The organism is Bradyrhizobium pachyrhizi (assembly GCF_029714545.1).
GTDB classification, from domain to species: Bacteria; Pseudomonadota; Alphaproteobacteria; order Rhizobiales; family Xanthobacteraceae; genus Bradyrhizobium; species Bradyrhizobium pachyrhizi.
On record NZ_CP121667.1, the window covers coordinates 2761075 to 2780844 of the forward strand.

A 19770-nucleotide genomic window follows, 5' to 3' on the forward strand; every position below is an offset into this window, starting at 1 on the left:
AGCCGATCGCCGGAGCGCACCACGCCCTCCGCTCGCGAATCGTTTCAACGAGACATCATCGCCAAGCGGCTGCCGGTGAGGGGTCACAAGTCAGTACCCCGGCTAACCAGAAATCCTTCGGATTTCTTCTAACGGACCAGACCGAAAACCTGGTTGGAGGCGATCGGCGGTCGCAGGCCGCCAGTCCTGTTCGGCACAGCAAGCCGCACACGCTCTTCGTCGAACTCCTTGCTCACGGCTGCCAACTCCAGCTTCAGGGAGCCGCGGTATGAGCGATCTCACCGAAGTGGAAGTGCTGTGGCTCGAGAAGCGCATCGAAAACCGCATTCGGTTCGGGCGTATTGTCAAGGAACGGAAGCTTGATCGTCACCGGCGTGTCCTGTCATTTGCACCCGGCAGCATCTTTGCCTTCGTCCGTTGGACCTCCAACGACTTTGGCACGATCATTTCGCGTATCGACATCTTGCGCGCTGTCGCTCCGGGACAGCGCTGCTCGACCGTCCCTTATGTGACACCCGGCGGAGAGATTCTGCTGCGCCTGTCCGGCTGGCCGAAGGTCGAGCGCGTGCTGCAGATGACCGATGCCGTCGAGGCGCTTGGCATCGATCCGGCCGACGTCGCGCCTGATCATTGGCATCACGTTCATAACCGCCTGTCTGTCAACGAAAACCCGCGTCCCTACACCAAGGCACGTCATCAGGCTTGGCTTCACCGTCAGAGGGTGATGCGATGACAGGCCGCCTGAAGACGCTGACCGTGACGTTTGGGGCCGCCGCTGCGCTCGTCGCGACGATCGTCCTGGAGCCGCTTCCGCTTTGCATCTGGAACGCATCCGCGAGCGTGCCGATCGGTCTCTACCGCCTCCGACCGGCGGACCAATTCCAAGTCACTGAATTGGTCGCCGTGCAGCCGCCGGAGCCGCTCGCGACCTTCCTCGACCTTAACGGCTATTTGCCCGTAGGTGTCCCCATGCTGAAGCGCGTGCTTGCCCTTCCTGGGCAGACCGTTTGCAGAACCGGCCTCACGATTTCGGTCGACGACATCGCCGTGGGCGAGGCGAGGGATCGCGACGGACGCGGGCGGCCATTGCCGAACTGGCAGGGCTGCCGCGCGGTCGGCGAGGGCGAGCTCTTTCTCATGAACTGGCAGTCCGACGACTCGCTGGATGGCCGGTATTTTGGATTCTTGCCGGCCTCGGCCGTGATCGGCCGTGCGATTCCGGTGTGGACGTGGGAGAAGTGATCGTGCGTATTCCACGCTCTTATCCCGCCATTCCTCTGTTCGATCGATCGCGGGACCATTCCTCCGTCTCGAGCGATGTCTGCCAAGCTGGCGCGAGCCGGGCCGCGTGCTTGGGCCGGTTGGGCACGCGCGTGTGTGCCGTCGTGCCCCTGATGCTTCTTCTGACCGCGTTCAGTGCCGCCTTGGCCCAGAGCGGATCAGCCGCCCAGCCGGCAATCTGTCAGACCGCTCACTCATTTGCCGGCTTCATCAATGAAGCCTCACAACGCTTTGCGATTGCGCCGAACTGGATCCGGTCAGTTCTAAGCATCGAGAGTGCTGGTGACGTGCACGCCAGATCGCCAAAAGGCGCAATGGGCCTGATGCAAATCATGCCGGCGACCTGGGCGGAACTTCGAGAGCGTTACCATCTCGGGAACGACCCCTACGACCCGCACGACAACATTCTGGCCGGCACGGCCTATCTACGTGAACTGCTCGACCGGTATGGCTCGCCTGGCGTGTTTGCCGCGTACAACGCGGGACCATCTCGCTATGAAGAGCATCTCGCAGGTGGCTCTCTGCCAGACGAGACGCGAGCGTACGTCACAAAGCTTGCAGATCTACTTGCCATCGAACTGCCGCCAACGTGGACGTCAAGCGGACAGTCATCAGCAGTTGCGACGCCATTCTTCACGCGATCCGATCCAATGAAAACGCGCGATCGGTTGCTGGCGCTCATGCCGTCGAGCGGTGCCACGACCGCAATGTCGGCGCCCGATGCTTCGCGCATGGTCCCCCGGCCTATCGGCGTGTTCGTCCCTCGATCGGATTCGGGAGCATCGCAATGACCAAGTGTGCGGGTCCGCAAGCTGATGGCGTATGGGCGATGCCTTCGGCCCGCGCTCTATTCGTCGCTTCGCTCCTCACCGAGCCACCCTCCGGGTGTCTCGGCCCTTCGGGTAACGATCGCTATCGCAAGCGCTCGGAAGCAGTCGGGGCTTCGCGAGTTGGCTGCCAAGTCGCGGCGGCTCTTTCGGGAACCGGCGACCGGGAGACCACGACGGTAGGACGGCGAGATAAAAGGGGCTCGCCGGTCGAACCGCAAGCCATTGACATGGCTTGGGTTCCGGCGTGCCGGTCGGTCGGGGCGCGTGCCGCGCTCAAGATTTTCGCCAGAGTATTCAAGGATGTTTTCGGCACCGTAGGCGCCGTTGTGGTTTTCGAGGCTCGGTCATGACCGTGCGCGACAGCGATCTGCGCATTCGGCCCGGGCGCATCCGCGGCACCCGTGCGCCGAAGCCGAAGAGCTTCATCAATCAGGTGCTACGTGCCGCGAAGATGTCCGGACACATCTCGGGTCAAGCTGCGGCTGGCAGGCGTTCTGCAGCTTATGGACGCTCGACATTTGGCCGCGGCCGGCTCGCCTTTAGTCGCGGCAGGTTGTTTAACCCCACACGCCGCGTCGTGGTGAAGGCGCGTGTGGTTCGCCACAATGGGCGAGCATTCCGCTCCGCATCACTCACGGCCCATCTTTCGTATCTGAAGCGCGACGGGGTGACGATAAGCGGCGAGCGAGCCGAGATGTTCGATGGCAGCAGTGACTGTGCTGACGGTGCTGCCTTCGCAGAGCGCTGTAAGGACGACCGCCACCATTTCCGGTTCATCGTCTCGCCCGAGGATGCCGGCGACATGACCAACCTTAGGGCTTTCACCCGCGACCTCGCCAAGCAGATCGAGATCGATCTCGGCACGCGGCTCGATTGGGTGGCCATCGATCACTGGAACACGGACAACCCCCACGTCCATCTTCTTGTTCGGGGCGTCGATGCGAACGGGGCCGATCTCGTGATCTCGCGCGACTACATCAGCCGAGGCCTGCGCGCACGCGCCGAGGATCTGGTCGCCATCGAACTAGGTCCAAGGCCCGAACATGAGATCCGCAATTCCCTTGAGAGGGAAGTCACGGCAGAGCGATGGACACGGCTCGATCAGCAGATACGGCTAGCAGCTGATGAAACCGGCTATATCGATCTTCGTCCCGAGGGCCCCGGCCGGTCCGATCCCGAGATCCGGCGCCTGATGATCGGCCGCCTTCAGAACCTGGGGAACATGGGCCTTGCTGCATCTGCCGCGCCAGGGGAATGGATGGTTGGACTCGAGGCCGAACGTAGCTTGCGTGACCTCGGCATGCGCGGCGACATCATCAAGACCATGCACCGCGCCTTCACTGAGCGTGGGGAAGCGCGCGGCGTCGCCGACTACGTCATCGAAGGTGGGCCGCCGGCGTCCCAGATCATCGGACGGTTGGTCGATCGTGGATTGCATGACGAACTGACCGGCGAGGCCTATGCCCTGATCGACGGAACGGACGGGCGCGCGCACCACGTTCGCCTCCGCGGAATCGAGGTCTTCGAACATGCTCCACGGACTGGTGGAATTGTCGAAGTGCGACGCTTTGGTCAAACCGGCGACCCGCGGCCGACCGTGGTGCTCGCGATCCGTTCCGATCTCGATCTTGGTGAGCAAGTCACCGCAAGAGGGGCAACCTGGCTCGACCATAGGCTGGTCGCACGAGACCCCATGCCACTCGCGATGGGCGGCTTCGGCCGCGAGACCCGCGACGCGATGGAAGCCCGTGCCGAGCATCTGGTTCAGGAAGGTCTGGCGCGGCGGCAGGGACAGCGCATCATCCTGCAGCGTGACCTCCTGAACACGTTGCGCCGGCGCGAACTGGATGAGGTGGCAGCAAGGCTCTCGGCCGGCACCGGCCTGTCTCATGTGAAGGCCGCCTCCGGTGAGCATGTGGCGGGCACGTATCGCCAGCGCCTGACGCTCGCCTCGGGACGTTTCGCCATGATCGACGACGGGCTCGGCTTCCAACTCGTGCCCTGGTCGCGCGAACTCGAAAAGAGGCTCGGCCAACACGTTGCCGGCGTCGTGAAGGACGGCGGCGGTATCGAATGGGGATTTGGCCGCAAGCGTGACCTCGGCCTCTAGCCATCTCACCAATTCAGCTGCGGAAGGGCGTTCGAAATGTCCGGAACCAAAATCCTCTGGGGACAGCTGATCATCGTCGGTCTGATCGTTTTGCTCGCCATTTGGGGAGCAACCGAGTGGACGGCCTGGCGGCTGGCCTACCAGCCGGAACTCGGACGGCCCTGGTTCGAACTGTCGGGCTTCAAGGTCTATTACCCGCCCGTCTTCTTCTGGTGGTGGTTCGTCTACGATGCCTATGCGCCGCGGGTCTTTGTCGAGGGTGCTTTCATCGCGGCGTCGGGGACCTTCGTTTCGATCGCGGCGGCGATCGGCATGTCGGTCTGGCGGGCGCGCGAAGCCAAGAACGTCGCCACCTATGGTTCGGCGCGCTGGGCCGGTGCGGACGAGGTTCGAGCGGCCGGGCTTCTCGGCCCGGATGGTGTGGTGCTGGGCAAGTTCGATCGCGGCTACCTCCGACATGACGGACCGGAGCACATCTTGTGTTTTGCGCCCACCCGGTCCGGCAAGGGTGTGGGCCTCGTCGTTCCCTCGTTGCTGGCCTGGCCGGGCTCGGCCATCGTGCACGACATCAAGGGTGAGAACTGGCAACTGACCGCAGGCTTCCGCACGCGGCATGGCCGCGTTCTGCTGTTCGACCCGACCAACCCAAAGTCGTCGGCCTATAATCCGCTCCTTGAGGTGCGCCGCGGTGAATGGGAGGTTCGCGACGTCCAGAACGTCGCCGATGTCCTGGTCGACCCGGAAGGCTCGCTCGACAAGCGAAACCATTGGGAGAAGACCAGTCATTCGCTCCTGGTCGGCGCCATTCTCCATGTCCTTTATGCCGAGATCGACAAGACCTTGGCTGGCGTCGCCGCCTTCCTGTCCGACCCGAAGCGGCCGATCGAAGCCACGTTGAAGGCGATGATGACCACGCCTCACCTCGGCGAGCAGGGTGCTCATCCCGTGGTCGCCTCGACCGCGCGCGAGCTTCTCAACAAGTCGGAGAATGAACGTTCCGGTGTCCTGTCCACCGCGATGTCGTTCCTCGGGCTCTACCGCGATCCCGTGGTGGCCCGGGTGACCCGCTGCTGCGACTGGCGGATCGCGGACCTGATCGCCGATGAAAGCCCGACGACGCTCTACCTCGTGGTGCCGCCCTCCGATATCTCACGGACCAAGCCCTTGATCCGCCTGGTGCTGAACCAGATCGGCCGGCGCTTGACCGAGGATTTGCATGCGCTAGATCGCCGGCATCGTGTTCTGATGATGCTCGACGAGTTCCCGGCGCTCGGTCGGCTTGATTTCTTCGAGTCCGCGCTCGCCTTCATGGCGGGGTACGGCCTCAAGAGTTTCTTGATCGCGCAATCGCTCAATCAGATCGAGAAGGCCTATGGGCCCAACAACGCCATTCTCGACAACTGCCACGTCCGCGTCAGCTTCGCGACCAACGACGAGCGGACCGCCAAAAGGGTATCCGACGCCTTAGGTACGGCGACCGAGATGAGGGCCATGAAGAACTTCGCTGGTCACAGGTTGAACCCCTGGCTGGGTCACCTCATGGTCTCGCGCCAGGAGACGGCAAGGCCGCTTTTGACCCCTGGCGAGGTCATGCAGCTTCCGCCGACGGACGAGATCGTCATGGTGGCGGGCACGCCGCCGATCCGGGCAAAGAAGGCCCGCTACTACGAGGATCGGCGATTTATCGAGCGGGTCTTGCCGCCGCCCGATCCGGCGGCATCCGGTCGATCGTCGCGAACGGACGGATGGTCAGAGCTCGAAACGCTGAAGCCGGCGCCGCTTCCGACCGGAGGGAGGCAGGGAGAGCAAGACTCGGCGAACAGCGGCCTCCGCCGCGAGCCCGAACTTCCAGATCATGTCGCGATCGTCAAGGAGATAGCCGAGCCGACGCCAGCCGAGGAGTTTGCCGCTGTCCTTGATGACGATGAGGACGCGATCCGCAAGTCCCGGCTTATTCGTCAGCAGATGCGTGGCGTCGCGCGACAGGTCGCCATGGACCCGAATGACGGGATGGAGCTCTGAGGCAATATGCGCGACCGGATGAATGTGTATTTTCCGCCGGAGCTTCTGAAGCAGATTGCTGACCTCGCCGATCGCAAGAAGCTTTCGCGGTCTGCGATAGTGGAAGCGGCCGTTACTTCGTTTTTGTCTCCGGACGGGGCGGACCGGCGAGAGGCAGCGTTCGCCCGGCGTCTCGATCGGCTATCGCGTCAGATGCAGCGCTTGGAGCGTGACGTCGGTCTGACGGCTGAGAGCTTGGCTCTCTTCATCCGTTTCTGGCTGACGATCACGCCGCCGTTGCCCAACGACGCGCAGGCGGCGGCGCAGATAAAGGGCAGGGAGCGCTTTGAAGGATTTGTCGAAGCCCTTGGGCGTCGTTTGCAGAAGGGGCAAAGTTTCTTGAGAGAGATCCCAGAGGATATCCTCCGTCAGGAGCCGGGCAGCGAAACCTAAATGATTTAGGTAGGGAAGCTATCGCGCGGTCTCTTCTTTCCCTACGACGGCCTACAATCTCTCTCCAAGAGCGAAGGAATTGCCGCGAAGCAGCGGAATGTCGGAGTGCCAATAACGGACTTCGTACGGCTATTCGATAATTCGTCGGCGCGGCCGAGCGCCGTTTGATCACACCGCGTCTTTTGCAACCTTCAGCGGAGACGCTTTGACCGATTTGCTGGCAGGTTTGGCCGCGAACTCCATAGGTTCCTTCGTAAAAGGGTTTACGCCGCTGCGAGCCTCCGTAGCTGGCTTGTGCACGACTGACATTTTGACGAAACCCGGGATGACGAACTCGCCGGATTCATTCAACTCCTTATATCCCACAGTCGTCATCTGCTCGATAACGGCCCTCACATCTCCCTTTGAGAGCTGCGTCGTCGCCGCAATTGCATCGATCAACTGGTTCTTGGTCATCTTTGCCATGATAGGTCCCTTTGGAGAGAAAGCACACGAGTCACGCTGGATACGTTATTCTGTTCGAATGGCGGTCGTGCGCTCTTCGATCACACCGGTGATCATGAAGTCACCGGGCTTAAAACCTATCGAGGTCCAAAATGCAAGGAGGGGCTCTACGTGTGATCCGATTCTGAAAGGGGGATCCGCGCGAGCTCCGTGGCCGTCAGCTTTTGATTGCCCTCGCCCGGGACGACCAGCAGCGTGAGTGGATGTGTCGTCGCACCTGTCGCGTGATTCGCGATCTCAAACGAGCCTCGAAGGCTGAGCTTCCCGGTGCGATTGCATCGCGGATAGACTTTAGCCCAAACGCGCCGCTCGGCGGCATTGGCCTTGATCCGGTCGATTCGATCAGGCTGTGGCTGCGCGTTAGTAAATCCGGGCTTCGACCTTTCCTTTTCTACGCCGATCTACGCTCAACGAAGGCGGTTGTTGCGTTAAGTCGATCGGTGGCTTTTCTAATCATCCCCATCAGAGGGCGCCTTTTGGGCGTTCTCATTCGGTGGGGACGGCAGTGGCAATCGATTCCTTTCAATCGGAGGCGAGCTCGCGCGGTGCGCGAATGCTCCGCAGCGCGCTTGGCTCGGCGATCGCCAGCTACCTCGCAGATGAGGCGATCGTCGAGGTAATGCTCAACCCGGATGGGCGGCTGTGGATCGACCGCTTGTCGAATGGCCTGATCGACACAGGCGAAACACTGTCCGCGGCGGATGGTGAGCGCATTGTTCGCCTCGTAGCACATCACGTAGGCGCCGAAGTGCACGCGGGCGCTCCGCGGGTTTCGGCGGAACTGCCCGGGACCGGCGAGCGCTTTGAAGGTCTGCTGCCTCCAGTCGTTGCTGCTCCTGCTTTCGCCATCCGCAAACCCGCGGTCGCAGTGTTTACGCTCGACGACTACGCCGCCAGGGGGATCATGACTTCGGAGCAGGCCAGAGCCCTGAAGGATGCGGTCGGTGCTCGCAAGAACATCCTCGTTGCCGGTGGGACGTCGAGTGGCAAGACGACCTTGACGAACGCGCTCCTGGCTGAGGTTGCCAAGACCTCCGATCGGGTCGTGCTGATCGAGGATACACGCGAGCTCCAGTGCACAGCGCCCAATCTTGTCGCTTTGCGGACCAAAGATGGTGTTGCGACGCTGTCGGATCTCGTTCGTTCCTCGCTACGGCTTCGTCCTGACCGCATTCCGGTTGGCGAGGTTCGCGGTGCCGAGGCGCTCGACCTGCTCAAGGCCTGGGGCACCGGTCATCCCGGTGGCATCGGAACCATTCATGCGGGCACTGCGCTCGGCGCGCTGCGTCGGCTCGAGCAACTCATCCAGGAAGCCGTTATCACAGTTCCACGCGCACTGATCGCCGAGACGATCAACCTCGTCGCCGTTCTGACGGGCCGCGGCGCAGATCGCCGCCTTGCCGAGCTCGCTACCGTGTCAGGGCTTGGCGCCGCGGGCGACTACAATCTTTCATCAGCAGGAGACTGACATGCGTTTGGAGTTTCGCGTTCTTCGGCAGGCCGCATCGCGAGCCGCGTCCGGCATGGTGCTTTTGGCGCCGGCGCCGGCATGGGCCGCTGGCTCGAACATGCCGTGGGAGCAGCCACTCAATCAGATCCTGCAGTCGGTCGAGGGGCCGGTCGCCAAGATCATAGCCGTCATCATCATCGTCGTGACCGGGCTGACGCTCGCGTTCGGCGATTCGTCCGGTGGTTTCCGCAGGCTGATCCAGATCGTGTTCGGTCTGTCGATCGCGTTTGCAGCCTCGAGCTTCTTCCTGTCGTTCTTCTCCTTCGGCGGCGGCGTGGTGATCTGATGGATGAACCGGTCGCAGGTTTTGTCGTGCCCGTTCACCGCGCACTCACCGAACCAATTCTGTTGGGCGGCGCGCCGCGGTCGGTCGCGATCGTCAACGGCACGCTTGCGGCGGCCCTTGGACTTGGACTGCGGCTCTGGATCGCCGGTCTCGTGCTCTGGTTCATCGGCCATATGGCCGCCGTCTGGGCCGCAAAGCGTGATCCCGCTTTCGTCGACGTCGTGCGCCGACATCTGCGCATTCCTGGCCATCTCAACACCTGAGCTCCCATCATGATGAACCTTGCCGAATACCGCCATTCCAACGCGCGTCTCGCCGACTTCCTGCCATGGGCAGCCCTCGTCGACGAGGGCATCATCCTAAACAAGGATGGCTCATTCCAACGGACGGCGAAATTCCGCGGCCCCGACCTTGATAGCGCGGTGCCGGCTGAGCTTGTCGCCGTCGCCGGGCGTCTAAACAACGCCTTGCGCCGACTGGGATCAGGTTGGGCCGTCTTCGTTGAGGCTCAGCGCCATTTTGCGGGTGCTTACCCGCCGAACACCTTTCCGGATGTCGCATCCGCACTGGTCGACGCCGAGCGCAGAGCCCAGTTCGAAGAGGCGGGCGCCCACTACGAGTCCAGTTATTATCTGACGTTCCTCTATCTGCCGCCGGAGGAGGGGGCCGCTAGGGCGGAGCGACTGCTCTATGAAGGCCGCGATCGCACTGTTGGAGCCGACGCGCGCGAGGTGCTCCGCGGGTTTGTCGATCAAACCAACCGCGTACTGCAACTAGTTGAAGGGTTCATGCCCGAATGCGGCTGGCTCGATGATCAGGACACGCTGACCTATCTGCACTCGACCATCTCGACCAAGCGTCATCGCGTTCGGGTGCCCGAAATACCGATGTACATCGATGCGCTGTTGGCCGACCAGCCACTGACAGGTGGGCTCGAGCCGATGCTGGGGTCAGCCAACGTGCGCGTTCTGACGATTGTCGGCTTTCCGGGCGCGACGACGCCGGGAATTCTAGATGACCTGAATCGCCTGGCATTCTCGTATCGTTGGTCGACTCGCGCGATCATGCTCGACAAGACCGATGCCACCAAGCTGCTGACCAAGATCCGCCGCCAATGGTTCGCCAAGAGGAAATCCATCGGCGCCATTCTCAAGGAGGTCATGACCAACGAGGCGTCAACGCTCCTTGATACCGACGCCCACAACAAGGCAATCGACGCCGACGCAGCGCTGCAGGAAATCGGTTCTGACCAAATCGGACAAGCCTTTGTCACGGTGACCATCACGGTGTGGGACGGCGATCCCAATGCGGCCGACGAAAAGCTGCGCCTGGTCGAGAAGGTCATTCAGGGCCGTGATTTCACCTGCATGATCGAGACGGTGAACGCCGTTGAAGCCTGGCTCGGCAGCCTGCCCGGGCACGTCTACGCCAACGTGCGGCAGCCACCGGTTTCGACGCTCAACCTCGCCCACATGATCCCGATGTCGGCCGTATGGGCGGGCGAGGCGAGTGATTTGCATTTCAAGGGGCCGCCTCTGCTGTTTGGCAAGACCGAGGGTTCGACCCCATTCCGTTTCTCCCTCCATGTCGGCGACGTCGGCCATACCCTCGTTGTGGGACCGACAGGTGCTGGCAAGTCGGTGTTGCTGGCTCTCATGGCGCTGCAATTCCGCCGCTACCCGAATGCTCAAGTCTTTGCGTTCGATTTCGGTGGTTCGATCCGGGCGGCTGCGCTCGCCATGGGCGGTGATTGGCATGACCTCGGCGGCGCATTGTCTGACGGAGGCGGCCAACCCGTTGCGTTGCAGCCACTGGCCTGGATCAACGATCCGTCCGAGCGAGGATGGGCTACGGAATGGATCGGTGCGATCCTGGCACGGGAGAGGATCGAAATCACTCCGGAGGTCAAGGTTCATCTGTGGTCGGCGCTAACGTCGCTCGCCTCGGCGCCGATGCAGGAGCGCACCCTGACGGGCCTGTCTGTCCTGCTGCAATCGAATTCCCTGAAACGCGCCCTGCAACCCTACTGCCTGGGTGGCCCCTCGGGGCGACTGCTCGATGCCGAATTCGAGCGCCTTGGCGAGGCCTCGGTCCAGGCGTTTGAGACCGAAGGGCTGATCGGGACGAGCGCCGCCCCGGCCGTGCTGGCCTACCTGTTCCATCGTATAGCGGACCGCCTCGACGGCCGGCCGACCCTTCTCATCGTCGATGAGGGCTGGCTCGCCCTCGATGATGAGGATTTCGCCGGCCAGCTCCGCGAATGGCTGAAGACGCTTCGGAAGAAGAACGCTTCCGTCATCTTCGCCACCCAGTCGCTTTCGGACATTGATGGCTCCGCAATCGCGCCGGCGATCATCGAAAGCTGCCCAACGCGCTTGTTGCTGCCAAATGAGCGGGCAATCGAGCCGCAGATCACGGCCATTTACCGACGCTTTGGCCTCAACGACCGCCAGATCGAGCTCCTGAGCCGGGCCACGCCGAAGCGCGACTACTACTGCCAGTCCCGTCGCGGCAACCGGATGTTCGAACTTGGCCTCGGTGAGGTCGCGCTCGCATTCACCGCAGCCTCTTCCAAGACGGACCAGGCCGCCATCGCGCAGATCCTCGCCGAACATGGAGCTGATGGTTTCGTGCCGGCTTGGTTGCAGCACCGTGGCGTCGCCTGGGCCACGGACCTGATCCCCAATCTCGTCAATCTGGAGAAATCGCTATGAGGCGTCTTGGCGTCTTGGTGACTGCTTGTACCATCGCTCTCGTACTTGGCGTCGCGATGCCCGCACGGGCGCTGATCGTCTTCGATCCCAGCAACTACGTTCAGAATGTTCTGACCGCCGCGCGGACGCTGCAGCAGATCAACAACCAGATCACCTCGTTGCAGAACGAGGCGCAGATGCTGATCAATCAGGCAAAGAACCTGGCAAACTTGCCGTATTCGTCGCTGCAGCAACTGCAATCATCGATCCAGCGCACCCAGCAATTGCTGGCGCAGGCCCAGCGGATCGCCTACGACGTCCAGCAGATCGATCGCGCGTTCTCGACCAGCTATGCGCCGGTTACGGGCAGCCAAACCGGCCAGGCGCTGATCACCAACGCTCAGTCGCGGTGGCAGAATTCTGTCGCCGCATTACAGGATGCGCTCCGTGTCCAGGCCGGCGTCGTCGGTAATCTCGACACCAACCGAATCCAGACGACTGCGCTCGTGACCTCGAGCCAGGGTGCCAGTGGCGCCCTGCAGGCAACCCAGGCCGGCAATCAGATCCTTGCGCTTCAGGCACAACAACTCGCCGATCTGACAGCTGCCGTGGCGGCGCAGGGCAGGGCACAGAGCCTTGAAGCGGCGCAGCGCGCCTCGGCCCAGGACCAGGGAAGAGAACAGCTTAGGCGGTTTCTGACACCGGGACAGGGCTATCAGTCCCAAGACGTGCGGATGTTCCACTGATGACCGATGTAAGGGCGTTCAAGGCGTTGTCGCTGCTTACGACGATCGGCGTATTGGTCATCACGGCCTGCACGATTCAGCTCCGCGGTGGAGATGATTCTCCGCAGTCGCCGAAGGCGGAGCAGACGACTGGTGCAACGAGCTCTGACCTCGCACGCTGCGGCAGCGTAACTGCTGTGGAAGCGGCACGTTATCAGCGTTGCAGGGAGGTTTGGGCCGAAAACCGCCGCCGTTTCTTTGTCAAGATTGACGGTGCCGCAGGTACTGGCCGCGGTGATTCTGTCGCACGCTTGGCGCCAGCCCCAAAGGATCAGAGCCGGATCCCGCAAGGATATCATCATCTGGCGGCGCCTGAGGCGAGCAAGCCATGACCGGCACCGGAATCATCGACCAGTTCCTGGAAACGTTCACCCGTTATATCGACAACGGCTTCGGGCTACTGGGTAGCGATGTCGGATATCTCGCAACGACCCTTGCGGCGATCGACATCACGCTCGCCGCGTTGTTCTGGAGTTGGGGGCCGGACGAGGACATCATCGCGCGCCTCGTCAAGAAGACGCTTTTCGTGGGCTGCTTTGCCTACCTCATCGGCAACTGGAACAGCCTGGCGCGCATCGTCTTCGAGAGCTTTGCCGGTCTTGGGCTGAAAGCATCCGGCGCCAGCCTATCCGCATCTGATTTTCTGCGGCCGGGAAAGATCGCCCAAGTCGGGCTCGACGCCGGTCGACCGCTGCTCGACTCAATCTCGAACCTGATGGGCTACATCAGCTTCTTCGAGAATTTCGTTCAGATCGTCGTTCTCCTGTTCGCGTGGGTCGTGGTGCTGCTCACCTTCTTCATTCTGGCGATCCAGCTCTTCGTCACCCTGATCGAGTTCAAGCTCACGACGCTGGCCGGCTTCGTCCTCATTCCCTTCGGCTTGTTTGGCAAGACCGCCTTCGCGGCAGAGCGGGTCCTGGGCAACGTCATATCCTCCGGGATCAAGGTCTTGGTCCTGGCCGTCATTGTCGGCATCGGATCTACCCTGTTCTCGCAATTCACCACTGGCTTTGGCAGCGCACAGCCGACCATTGAGGACGCTATGACCTTGGTGCTCGCGGCGCTCTCCTTGCTCGGGCTGGGTATCTTCGGTCCAGGAATCGCAAACGGCCTGGTGTCCGGCGGGCCGCAGCTCGGCGCCGGCGCCGCGATTGGAACGGGCCTTGCCGCTGGCGGCATTGTTGCGGCTGGTGCAGGCCTCGCCGCCGGCGGTGCTGGTGTCGCTGGCGGAGCGATGGCAGGCGTCGCTCGTGGTGGCGGTGCCGTCTTGAGCGGCGCATCCGCCGCCTATCGAAGAGGCGGCCTTGCCGGCGTCGCAGAGGCTGGTGGTTCGGCTGCCATGAGCCCGTTGCGCCGCGCCGGGGTTGCCCTCAGCGGGGGGCAAGCGGGCGAGCAGGCCGCGAGCACTTCGGCCGAAGGGCAGCCCGATTGGGCGCGGCGCATGAAGCGTGCCGAGACCATTCGGCACGGTGCGTCGGCAGCCGGACAGGCGGTTCGCTCAGGCGATCACGGCGGCAGCGGCTCTTCTGTCGATTTGTCTGAAGGAGAGCGCTGACACGCGGCCAATGCACGTTCGTCACGCGTCACGGACCGCATCAGAAATCCGGATACCGCACGACTTGAAACTGATCACTTGAGCTCAGGGGCAATCATCGATGTTCAAACGACCATCCGTTCACTACGGGCGCATGCCCGAGCCGGTTACGCCTTATCAAAAGGCAGCGCAGGTTTGGGACGAACGCATTGGTTCGGCGCGCTTGCAAGCCAAGAACTGGCGCCTGATGGCGTTCGGCTGCTTGACGCTGTCCGCTGGCCTCGCCGTGGGCCTTGTTTGGCATTCGAGCCAAGGATCGATCACGCCTTGGGTGGTCGAAGTCGATCGTCTGGGACAGGCGCAAAGGGTTGCGCCAGCCAACTTCGACTATCAGCCTACTGACGCGCAGATCGCCTACCATCTGGCGCGCTTTATCGAAGATGTGAGAGGCCTGCCGGCGGACGGGATCGTACTGCGCCAGAACTGGCTCAGGGCCTATGATTTTACGACTGATCGCGGCGCGGCCGCGCTCAATGACTACGCGCGCAACAATGACCCCTTTGCCAAGCTGGGGAAGGCGCAAATCTCCGTCGACGTCTCGAGCGTCATTCGTGCGTCGTCGGAAAGCTTTCGAGTCGCGTGGACCCAGCGCACCTACGACAACGGTTCGCTGAGCTCGACCGAGCGTTGGACCGCCATTCTCACGATCGTGATCGAGCCGCCGCGCGATGCCGAACGCCTGCGCAAGAATCCCCTTGGCGTCTACGTCCACGCCATCAACTGGTCGAAGGAGTTGAGTCAGTGACCGAGATGCCGTCTGACGTTTACTTGAAGCGTCCCGTTCAGAACAGGAGGCTCAATTCGCCCTGGTCTGGGTTCGTGACCTCGAGGCGAGCATTTCTGTTCGCTCTCCTGTCTTGTTCGTCAGCGCTTGGTGGATGCGCGACTTACATACCCCCGGAGATCAGCTACGACGCTGAAGTTCCTCCGTTGCCGGCACCTCCAGTGTCTCTCGACGACCGACCGCGACCGCTTCATGTCCCACCGCTCTGGAAGCCGGCTCTGGGCGGCAAGTCAGGGGGGAAGGAAGAGCCTGAACCCGTGAGCCGCGTTGAGACAGCAAACAGCGCGGCCCGGGTCGAACCGCGCAAGCGGGGATATTTCAACGCGGCTCAAATCTACGCCTTTAGTCCGGGAGCGCTCTACCAGGTGTACGCCGCTCCCGGACAAATTACGGATATTGCGCTCGAGGAAGGAGAGCAGTTGACGGGATCAGGACCCATCGCGGCCGGCGACACGGTGCGCTGGGTCGTAGGCGATACCGAGAGTGGGAACGGCGACACGCGACGCGTCCATATCTTGGTAAAGCCAACCCGCGCGTCGATCGAGACCAACCTCGTCGTCAACACCGACCGGCGTACCTACCTGATCGAGCTCCGCTCCCGCGCGCGGCCGTACATGCCATCCGTAGCTTGGTACTATCCGGAGACCGTGCGCGAACAGTCGCGTTCAGTCGCTTTGCGACCCGTTCTTCCGGAGCAGGCGCAGCGCATCTCCCGCTACGCGATTGAAGGGGACAGCCCGGCCTGGCGACCGCTCGCCGCATATGACGATGGCCGCAAGGTCTATGTCGAATTCCCTAAAGGCATTGTGCAGGGCGAGATGCCACCGCTCTTTGTCATCGGCCCGGATGGCAAGACCGAGGTCGTCAACTATCGCACCTACGGCAACGTATTGATCGTCGATCGGCTGTTTGCAGCCGCCGAACTCCGGCTCGGCGGTGAGCACCAGCAGAATGTCAGGATTGTCAGGACGGACGGGAGGCCGTCGTCATGAACAGCGGGAGTGGGAACGATCACGAGCAATCGGTGCCGCCACAGACACAAGAGGACCGGCCCGGGAGCTTCCGCCTGAGAGCGGAGCATCCGCGCGTGACACGGTTGTCGCGCAAGGTCCTTGCCGGAGCCAGCGCGGTTGCCTTGCTTGTCATCAGTGGCGCTGTTTTGTGGTCATTACAGAGCAACCGTCCTCGAAACCAGGCGGCCGATGAGCTTTACAGCACCGATCACCACAATGTTGCCGACGGCATTACGATGCTGCCGAAGGACTACGCTGCTGTTCCGCGCCAGCCAATCCCGCAGCTCGGTCCGCCGCTCCCCGGGGACCTCGGTCGACCGATCCTTGCCGCTCAAGGCCAGTTGCCGACGATCGGCGCTGATCCGGACCAGCAGCGCCGGGATCAAGAGACCGAAGCAGCCCGCACCAGTCATCTGTTCGCTTCGACCAATGGACGAGATACGCGTCCGCCCGCGGCTGCGGCGGTTGGAAGCGAACGCGTCGTGCCGCCGAACGCAACGAGCACCGGCGACGATGGATCTGCGCAAAACGCGCAGGACCGAAAACTTGCTTTTGTGAACGCTTCTGTGGAACGTCGCACGGTAAGCCCGGACCGCGTCACCAAGCCTGCTTCACCATACATTGTGCAGGCTGGGACGGTCATTCCAGGAGCGCTGATCACCGGAATCCGATCCGACCTGCCTGGCCAAATTACCGCGCAGGTCACCGAGAATGTCTTTGACACGCCGACTGGCCGCTTTCTTCTTGTGCCTCAGGGAGCGCGTCTGATCGGCATTTACGATAGCGAGGTCACTTTCGGCCAGTCCCGCGTCCTCCTCGTTTGGACCCGGCTGATCATGCCGAATGGACGGTCCATCGTTCTCGAGCGGCAGCCTGGCGCTGACACCGCCGGCTATGCAGGCCTCGAAGACCAGGTCGACAATCACTGGGGTGAGCTATTCAAGGCGGCTGCGCTGTCGACGTTCTTGGCTGTCGGGACAGAACTCGGTGCAGGATCCGACACCAATAGCAACGACAGCGCCATCATCCAGGCGTTGCGGCATGGCGCCTCCGACTCGCTGAACCAAACTGGACAGCAGGTGGTTCGGCGCAGCCTCAATATTCAGCCGACGCTGACGATACGCCCAGGCTTCCCGGTCCGTGTCATTGTCGATCGCGATCTCGTTCTTGAGCCATACAGAGGATGACAACCCAATGGCAAAGCTAAAAATCGTGGCCCTTCAAGACGAAAAGCCAGTGAAGGTAACTGTCGAGCTACCAGCGCCCGTACATCGAGATCTAGTCGCCTACGCTGAAGCTTTGGCACAACAGACAGGTCAATCTGTAGATCCGGCAAAGTTGATTGCTCCAATGCTCACTCGATTTATGGCCACTGACAGGGCCTTTTCGAAATTGCGGCACGCCAGTCATTCACCGAGGGGCGGCGAGGGAGAGGGGTAGCGCTCGGTTAGGAGATCCAGCAGCTTGTTCAATGCCGGATTGTCATTGTCAGGTCGCCAATGAGCCGACAACTCTATCCTACTCGATCCCACTCCGTCTCGCAGTTCACGATAGACGAGGCCGGCGAAACTTGCGCCACTGTCAGACTCCATGACGAGGCTAACTCCGAGGCTCATGCTCACGAGGCTCTTAATAATCCCGTAGCTTACATCGTGCCACTCGACCTTGGGCCGATCCTCAGGTGATAAGAGCTTGGAGACAAGGAGGTCCTCGAGTTCACGGCCTGGATCATACCGACTCAAAAGTACCGTCTCACTCCGAAGATCCGTCCAATATATCGCGTCGCGGGTTGCGAAGACGTGATTTTGCGGCAATGCGATTAGTATTCGCTCGCTCCAGAGCGAAAGTGTCCTGCTGCCTGCCGAGGCCAAACGTCCAGGACTGATAACGACGTCGACTGTCCCATCACGAAGGGCATTCATTAGGCGGAGACGCGAGCGTTCCAGCGCGGCCAGCTCGATTTGCGGGAAGCGCTTCCGAAACTCGAGAAGCGTGGCGCGCAGGTTTCCTGCGGAGATAGAGGTGCAAAGACCTAGCGAAATACGACCAACCTTTCCTCCACCAATCGAGCGTCCGGTCTCGACGAGCGAATCAACCTGTTCCAGGATCAGACTTGCAATGCGCAAAGCGCCTCGGCCTGCTAGCGTGGGTTTCACGCCGCCACTCGACCGTTCAAACAGTGGCGTCCCAACCAGATGTTCTAGCTGCGCAATTGAACGACTTAGCACGGAATGAGGAACCACCAGCCGCTCGGCAGCTTGCCGAAGACTTCCACACTCAGATGCGGCAACGGCAAATCGAAGGTGCTGTAGATCGATCGCAAATGTACGCCGCTTGCTGGTTGTGTTATCAAGCTCCCTCATATTCATACTCCGCCAAGTTGAAAGATGGGAAACGGCGCGCCCTTGAACAGGGTCTTGCTGTTACGATAGCTATTTCGGTTTAGGCGGCTGCCAGCATCACCGGTGCCCAAAGAACGGGTCCGGTGTGGGTACCCGCGGCGCTGAGCCTGGTGATAACCTCAATCCACATCTCGGTTAGCCGACGACAACGAAAGCGTTTCCGATCCTGGACGCGTCTCCAATGCGGTTTGGGGGGCCAGTTGCGCGCCTGAGAATCCGCTCCACTAGAAGGTTATCACTGTGGCGATATCGGGCCTGATGTTCGCGATAGGAACCGCCGGCGGGCCATCTGGCCCGCCGGCGTAGCTTCAGTTCGTTCCTCGATGGTATTCACTGTGCAGGCGAGCGGCCGTCGACGAGTTGATCAAGTTGTCGAGACGAGCGCGTGCCGTCATTTGACGAAACGTACCTTGCTGCGTGGGATCCCCGGCATCATGCATCATGTCGGTCATCCAAACACTGAAATCCTGATAATTCCAGATACGCGGCAGGCACGTGGCGGAATAGTTCTTCAACGCCGATAAGTCGTCATCGCGTACGGCGAGCAGTAATGCCTCGGCCAGAACGTCCACGTCCCCTAAAGCGAGATTCATCCCTTTGGCACTGGCTGGAGGAACAAGGTGCGCGGCATCCCCGGCAAGGAACAGATTACCGTACTGCATTGGCGAATAGACAACGCAACGCAGCGGAACGAAGAATTTGTCGTGAACCGTGGCGTTTTCGATCGTCTTATCGCAGAGCCGTAGCCGGATCTCGTCCCAGAGCCGTTGATCTGGCCAGTCTTCGGGACCATCACTTAGTGCACACTGCAGGTAATAGCGGCTCCTGTGCGGGCCACGAGGAAGCTGTGCAACACAGCCGTAATCACTCACGCCCATGATCGGATGTCCGGTGACAGGCGCGTCCACGAGGGCGGCCAGCCACGCATAGCCGAATTCATGGCTGTACTTGGTCAAGGTGCCAGGCGGGATCGACGATCGGCTGATACCGCGATCACCATCGCACCCGACGATATAGTCGCAGACCAACTCGTGAGATCCGCTCGCATCGGAATAGGTGACCTGCGGACGATGATTCTCTTCGTTTCGGATCACCGCGTCGGTGACGTTGAACCGAATGTTACCGCTCATGGCATCGATGAACTCCCGCAAGAGATTGCTGATGAGCATTTGCTGGGTGCAGAACCGACCGGCGCTTCCGTCGTCCGCGATGATCTTGAAAACGCGACCGCGGCCGTTTACCCGATAATCGATCGTCTGGGCGATCGGGCCGGCGAGCAGCCGATCAGCTAGCCCCCAGCGTTCGAACATCTGCACCCCGCGGGCATCGACGACACCGGCGCGCTGACGCAGTTCGATGTACGCGCGGTGGCGCCGCTCCAGCACGACGCAAGGCACACCGGATTTCTGCAGGAAGGTCGCAAGCGTCAGTCCGGCCACCCCGGCTCCGATAATGACCACCGCGGTCTCTTCGCGACTAGATGTCATGAGTATTCCTTCCACCGTTCCTGTTGGATATTGGTGG

Annotated in this window: 20 protein-coding genes; 17 read left to right on the plus strand and 3 right to left on the minus strand. The window is 61.6% G+C overall.

Going from position 1 to position 19770, the window contains the following annotated elements; translation table 11 throughout:
- Positions 1 to 268 precede the first annotated feature (268 nt).
- The 6 genes from QA639_RS12705 (at position 269) to QA639_RS12730 (ending at position 6675) form a co-directional block, all read left to right on the plus strand.
- On the plus strand, positions 269 to 733 hold the full coding sequence (locus QA639_RS12705) for a DUF2840 domain-containing protein (protein WP_283089893.1): 465 nt from the start codon (positions 269 to 271) through the stop codon (positions 731 to 733).
- Complete coding sequence (locus tag QA639_RS12710) at positions 730 to 1242, plus strand: S26 family signal peptidase (protein WP_283089894.1); 513 nt, start codon at positions 730 to 732, stop codon at positions 1240 to 1242. The genes QA639_RS12705 and QA639_RS12710 overlap by 4 nt, the downstream gene beginning before the upstream one ends.
- A gap of 152 nt (positions 1243 to 1394) precedes the next feature.
- Positions 1395 to 2072 (plus strand): lytic transglycosylase domain-containing protein, encoded by a 678-nt coding sequence (locus QA639_RS12715; protein ID WP_428841154.1) that lies wholly within the window; start codon positions 1395 to 1397, stop codon positions 2070 to 2072.
- Positions 2073 to 2457: 385 nt separating this feature from the next.
- On the plus strand, positions 2458 to 4221 hold the full coding sequence (locus QA639_RS12720) for a relaxase/mobilization nuclease domain-containing protein (RefSeq protein ID WP_283089896.1): 1764 nt from the start codon (positions 2458 to 2460) through the stop codon (positions 4219 to 4221).
- A gap of 36 nt (positions 4222 to 4257) precedes the next feature.
- The gene (locus QA639_RS12725; protein WP_283089897.1) at positions 4258 to 6243 is read left to right on the plus strand and encodes a conjugal transfer protein TraG; all 1986 of its coding nucleotides are present in this window, start codon (positions 4258 to 4260) and stop codon (positions 6241 to 6243) included.
- Positions 6244 to 6249: 6 nt separating this feature from the next.
- Positions 6250 to 6675: a CopG family transcriptional regulator gene (locus QA639_RS12730; protein WP_283089898.1), complete on the plus strand. Its 426-nt coding sequence runs from the start codon at positions 6250 to 6252 to the stop codon at positions 6673 to 6675.
- 168 nt (positions 6676 to 6843) lie between these two features.
- Here QA639_RS12730 and QA639_RS12735 read toward each other — a convergent pair whose 3' ends face one another.
- Positions 6844 to 7140 (minus strand): HU family DNA-binding protein, encoded by a 297-nt coding sequence (locus QA639_RS12735; protein ID WP_283089899.1) that lies wholly within the window; start codon positions 7138 to 7140, stop codon positions 6844 to 6846.
- Positions 7141 to 7732: 592 nt separating this feature from the next.
- On the opposite strand from QA639_RS12735, the gene trbB reads away from it, so the two are divergent.
- The 11 genes from trbB (at position 7733) to QA639_RS12790 (ending at position 17284) form a co-directional block, all read left to right on the plus strand.
- Positions 7733 to 8647 (plus strand): P-type conjugative transfer ATPase TrbB, encoded by a 915-nt coding sequence (gene trbB, locus QA639_RS12740; protein WP_283090574.1) that lies wholly within the window; start codon positions 7733 to 7735, stop codon positions 8645 to 8647.
- A gap of 1 nt (position 8648) precedes the next feature.
- The gene (locus tag QA639_RS12745) at positions 8649 to 8975 is read left to right on the plus strand and encodes a TrbC/VirB2 family type IV secretion system protein (RefSeq protein ID WP_428841155.1); all 327 of its coding nucleotides are present in this window, start codon (positions 8649 to 8651) and stop codon (positions 8973 to 8975) included.
- Positions 8975 to 9238 carry a VirB3 family type IV secretion system protein gene (locus QA639_RS12750; protein ID WP_283089900.1) on the plus strand — a complete coding sequence of 88 codons (264 nt, stop codon included), beginning with the start codon at positions 8975 to 8977 and terminating at the stop codon, positions 9236 to 9238. Before QA639_RS12745 ends, QA639_RS12750 begins: the two co-directional genes overlap by 1 nt.
- Before the next feature lie 9 nt (positions 9239 to 9247).
- Positions 9248 to 11689 carry a conjugal transfer protein TrbE gene (gene trbE / locus QA639_RS12755; protein WP_283089901.1) on the plus strand — a complete coding sequence of 814 codons (2442 nt, stop codon included), beginning with the start codon at positions 9248 to 9250 and terminating at the stop codon, positions 11687 to 11689.
- Positions 11686 to 12414: a P-type conjugative transfer protein TrbJ gene (trbJ, locus tag QA639_RS12760; protein WP_283089902.1), complete on the plus strand. Its 729-nt coding sequence runs from the start codon at positions 11686 to 11688 to the stop codon at positions 12412 to 12414. Before trbE ends, trbJ begins: the two co-directional genes overlap by 4 nt.
- The gene (gene trbK-alt, locus QA639_RS12765) at positions 12414 to 12785 is read left to right on the plus strand and encodes a putative entry exclusion protein TrbK-alt (protein ID WP_283089903.1); all 372 of its coding nucleotides are present in this window, start codon (positions 12414 to 12416) and stop codon (positions 12783 to 12785) included. Before trbJ ends, trbK-alt begins: the two co-directional genes overlap by 1 nt.
- Complete coding sequence (trbL, locus tag QA639_RS12770) at positions 12782 to 14008, plus strand: P-type conjugative transfer protein TrbL (RefSeq protein WP_283089904.1); 1227 nt, start codon at positions 12782 to 12784, stop codon at positions 14006 to 14008. Before trbK-alt ends, trbL begins: the two co-directional genes overlap by 4 nt.
- 100 nt (positions 14009 to 14108) lie before the next feature.
- Positions 14109 to 14792, plus strand: coding sequence for a conjugal transfer protein TrbF (gene trbF / locus QA639_RS12775; protein WP_283089905.1), 684 nt, complete (start codon positions 14109 to 14111; stop codon positions 14790 to 14792).
- Positions 14789 to 15823 carry a P-type conjugative transfer protein TrbG gene (gene trbG / locus QA639_RS12780; protein WP_283089906.1) on the plus strand — a complete coding sequence of 345 codons (1035 nt, stop codon included), beginning with the start codon at positions 14789 to 14791 and terminating at the stop codon, positions 15821 to 15823. Before trbF ends, trbG begins: the two co-directional genes overlap by 4 nt.
- Entirely contained in the window at positions 15820 to 17031 is a 1212-nt protein-coding gene (locus QA639_RS12785; protein ID WP_283089907.1) for a TraB/TrbI/VirB10 family type IV secretion system protein, read from the plus strand. Before trbG ends, QA639_RS12785 begins: the two co-directional genes overlap by 4 nt.
- A gap of 7 nt (positions 17032 to 17038) precedes the next feature.
- Positions 17039 to 17284, plus strand: coding sequence for a DUF2274 domain-containing protein (locus tag QA639_RS12790; protein ID WP_283089908.1), 246 nt, complete (start codon positions 17039 to 17041; stop codon positions 17282 to 17284).
- On the opposite strand, the gene QA639_RS12795 is transcribed toward QA639_RS12790, so the two are convergent.
- Positions 17251 to 18213, minus strand: a complete 963-nt coding sequence (locus QA639_RS12795) for a LysR family transcriptional regulator (RefSeq protein WP_428841156.1) — start codon at positions 18211 to 18213, stop codon at positions 17251 to 17253. The two genes, QA639_RS12790 and QA639_RS12795, sit on opposite strands and share 34 nt — an antisense overlap.
- Before the next feature lie 341 nt (positions 18214 to 18554).
- A complete protein-coding gene (locus QA639_RS12800; protein WP_283089910.1) occupies positions 18555 to 19733 on the minus strand; it encodes a 4-hydroxybenzoate 3-monooxygenase in 1179 nt (392 codons plus the stop codon).
- Between the last annotated feature and the right edge of the window lie 37 nt (positions 19734 to 19770).

Coding starts and splice junctions, on each gene's coding strand:
- trbB (WP_283090574.1), top strand. CDS start 7,733: ATGCTCCGCAGCGCGCTTGGCTCGGCGATCGCCAGCTACCTCGCAGAT.
- QA639_RS12730 (WP_283089898.1), top strand. CDS start 6,250: ATGCGCGACCGGATGAATGTGTATTTTCCGCCGGAGCTTCTGAAGCAG.
- QA639_RS12745 (WP_428841155.1), top strand. CDS start 8,649: ATGCGTTTGGAGTTTCGCGTTCTTCGGCAGGCCGCATCGCGAGCCGCG.
- QA639_RS12715 (WP_428841154.1), top strand. CDS start 1,395: ATGCTTCTTCTGACCGCGTTCAGTGCCGCCTTGGCCCAGAGCGGATCA.
- trbE (WP_283089901.1), top strand. CDS start 9,248: ATGATGAACCTTGCCGAATACCGCCATTCCAACGCGCGTCTCGCCGAC.
- QA639_RS12720 (WP_283089896.1), top strand. CDS start 2,458: ATGACCGTGCGCGACAGCGATCTGCGCATTCGGCCCGGGCGCATCCGC.
- QA639_RS12795 (WP_428841156.1), bottom strand. CDS start 18,213: ATGAATATGAGGGAGCTTGATAACACAACCAGCAAGCGGCGTACATTT.
- trbF (WP_283089905.1), top strand. CDS start 14,109: ATGTTCAAACGACCATCCGTTCACTACGGGCGCATGCCCGAGCCGGTT.
- QA639_RS12735 (WP_283089899.1), bottom strand. CDS start 7,140: ATGGCAAAGATGACCAAGAACCAGTTGATCGATGCAATTGCGGCGACG.
- QA639_RS12725 (WP_283089897.1), top strand. CDS start 4,258: ATGTCCGGAACCAAAATCCTCTGGGGACAGCTGATCATCGTCGGTCTG.
- QA639_RS12800 (WP_283089910.1), bottom strand. CDS start 19,733: ATGACATCTAGTCGCGAAGAGACCGCGGTGGTCATTATCGGAGCCGGG.
- trbK-alt (WP_283089903.1), top strand. CDS start 12,414: ATGACCGATGTAAGGGCGTTCAAGGCGTTGTCGCTGCTTACGACGATC.
- QA639_RS12705 (WP_283089893.1), top strand. CDS start 269: ATGAGCGATCTCACCGAAGTGGAAGTGCTGTGGCTCGAGAAGCGCATC.
- QA639_RS12785 (WP_283089907.1), top strand. CDS start 15,820: ATGAACAGCGGGAGTGGGAACGATCACGAGCAATCGGTGCCGCCACAG.
- QA639_RS12750 (WP_283089900.1), top strand. CDS start 8,975: ATGGATGAACCGGTCGCAGGTTTTGTCGTGCCCGTTCACCGCGCACTC.
- trbJ (WP_283089902.1), top strand. CDS start 11,686: ATGAGGCGTCTTGGCGTCTTGGTGACTGCTTGTACCATCGCTCTCGTA.
- QA639_RS12710 (WP_283089894.1), top strand. CDS start 730: ATGACAGGCCGCCTGAAGACGCTGACCGTGACGTTTGGGGCCGCCGCT.
- QA639_RS12790 (WP_283089908.1), top strand. CDS start 17,039: ATGGCAAAGCTAAAAATCGTGGCCCTTCAAGACGAAAAGCCAGTGAAG.
- trbL (WP_283089904.1), top strand. CDS start 12,782: ATGACCGGCACCGGAATCATCGACCAGTTCCTGGAAACGTTCACCCGT.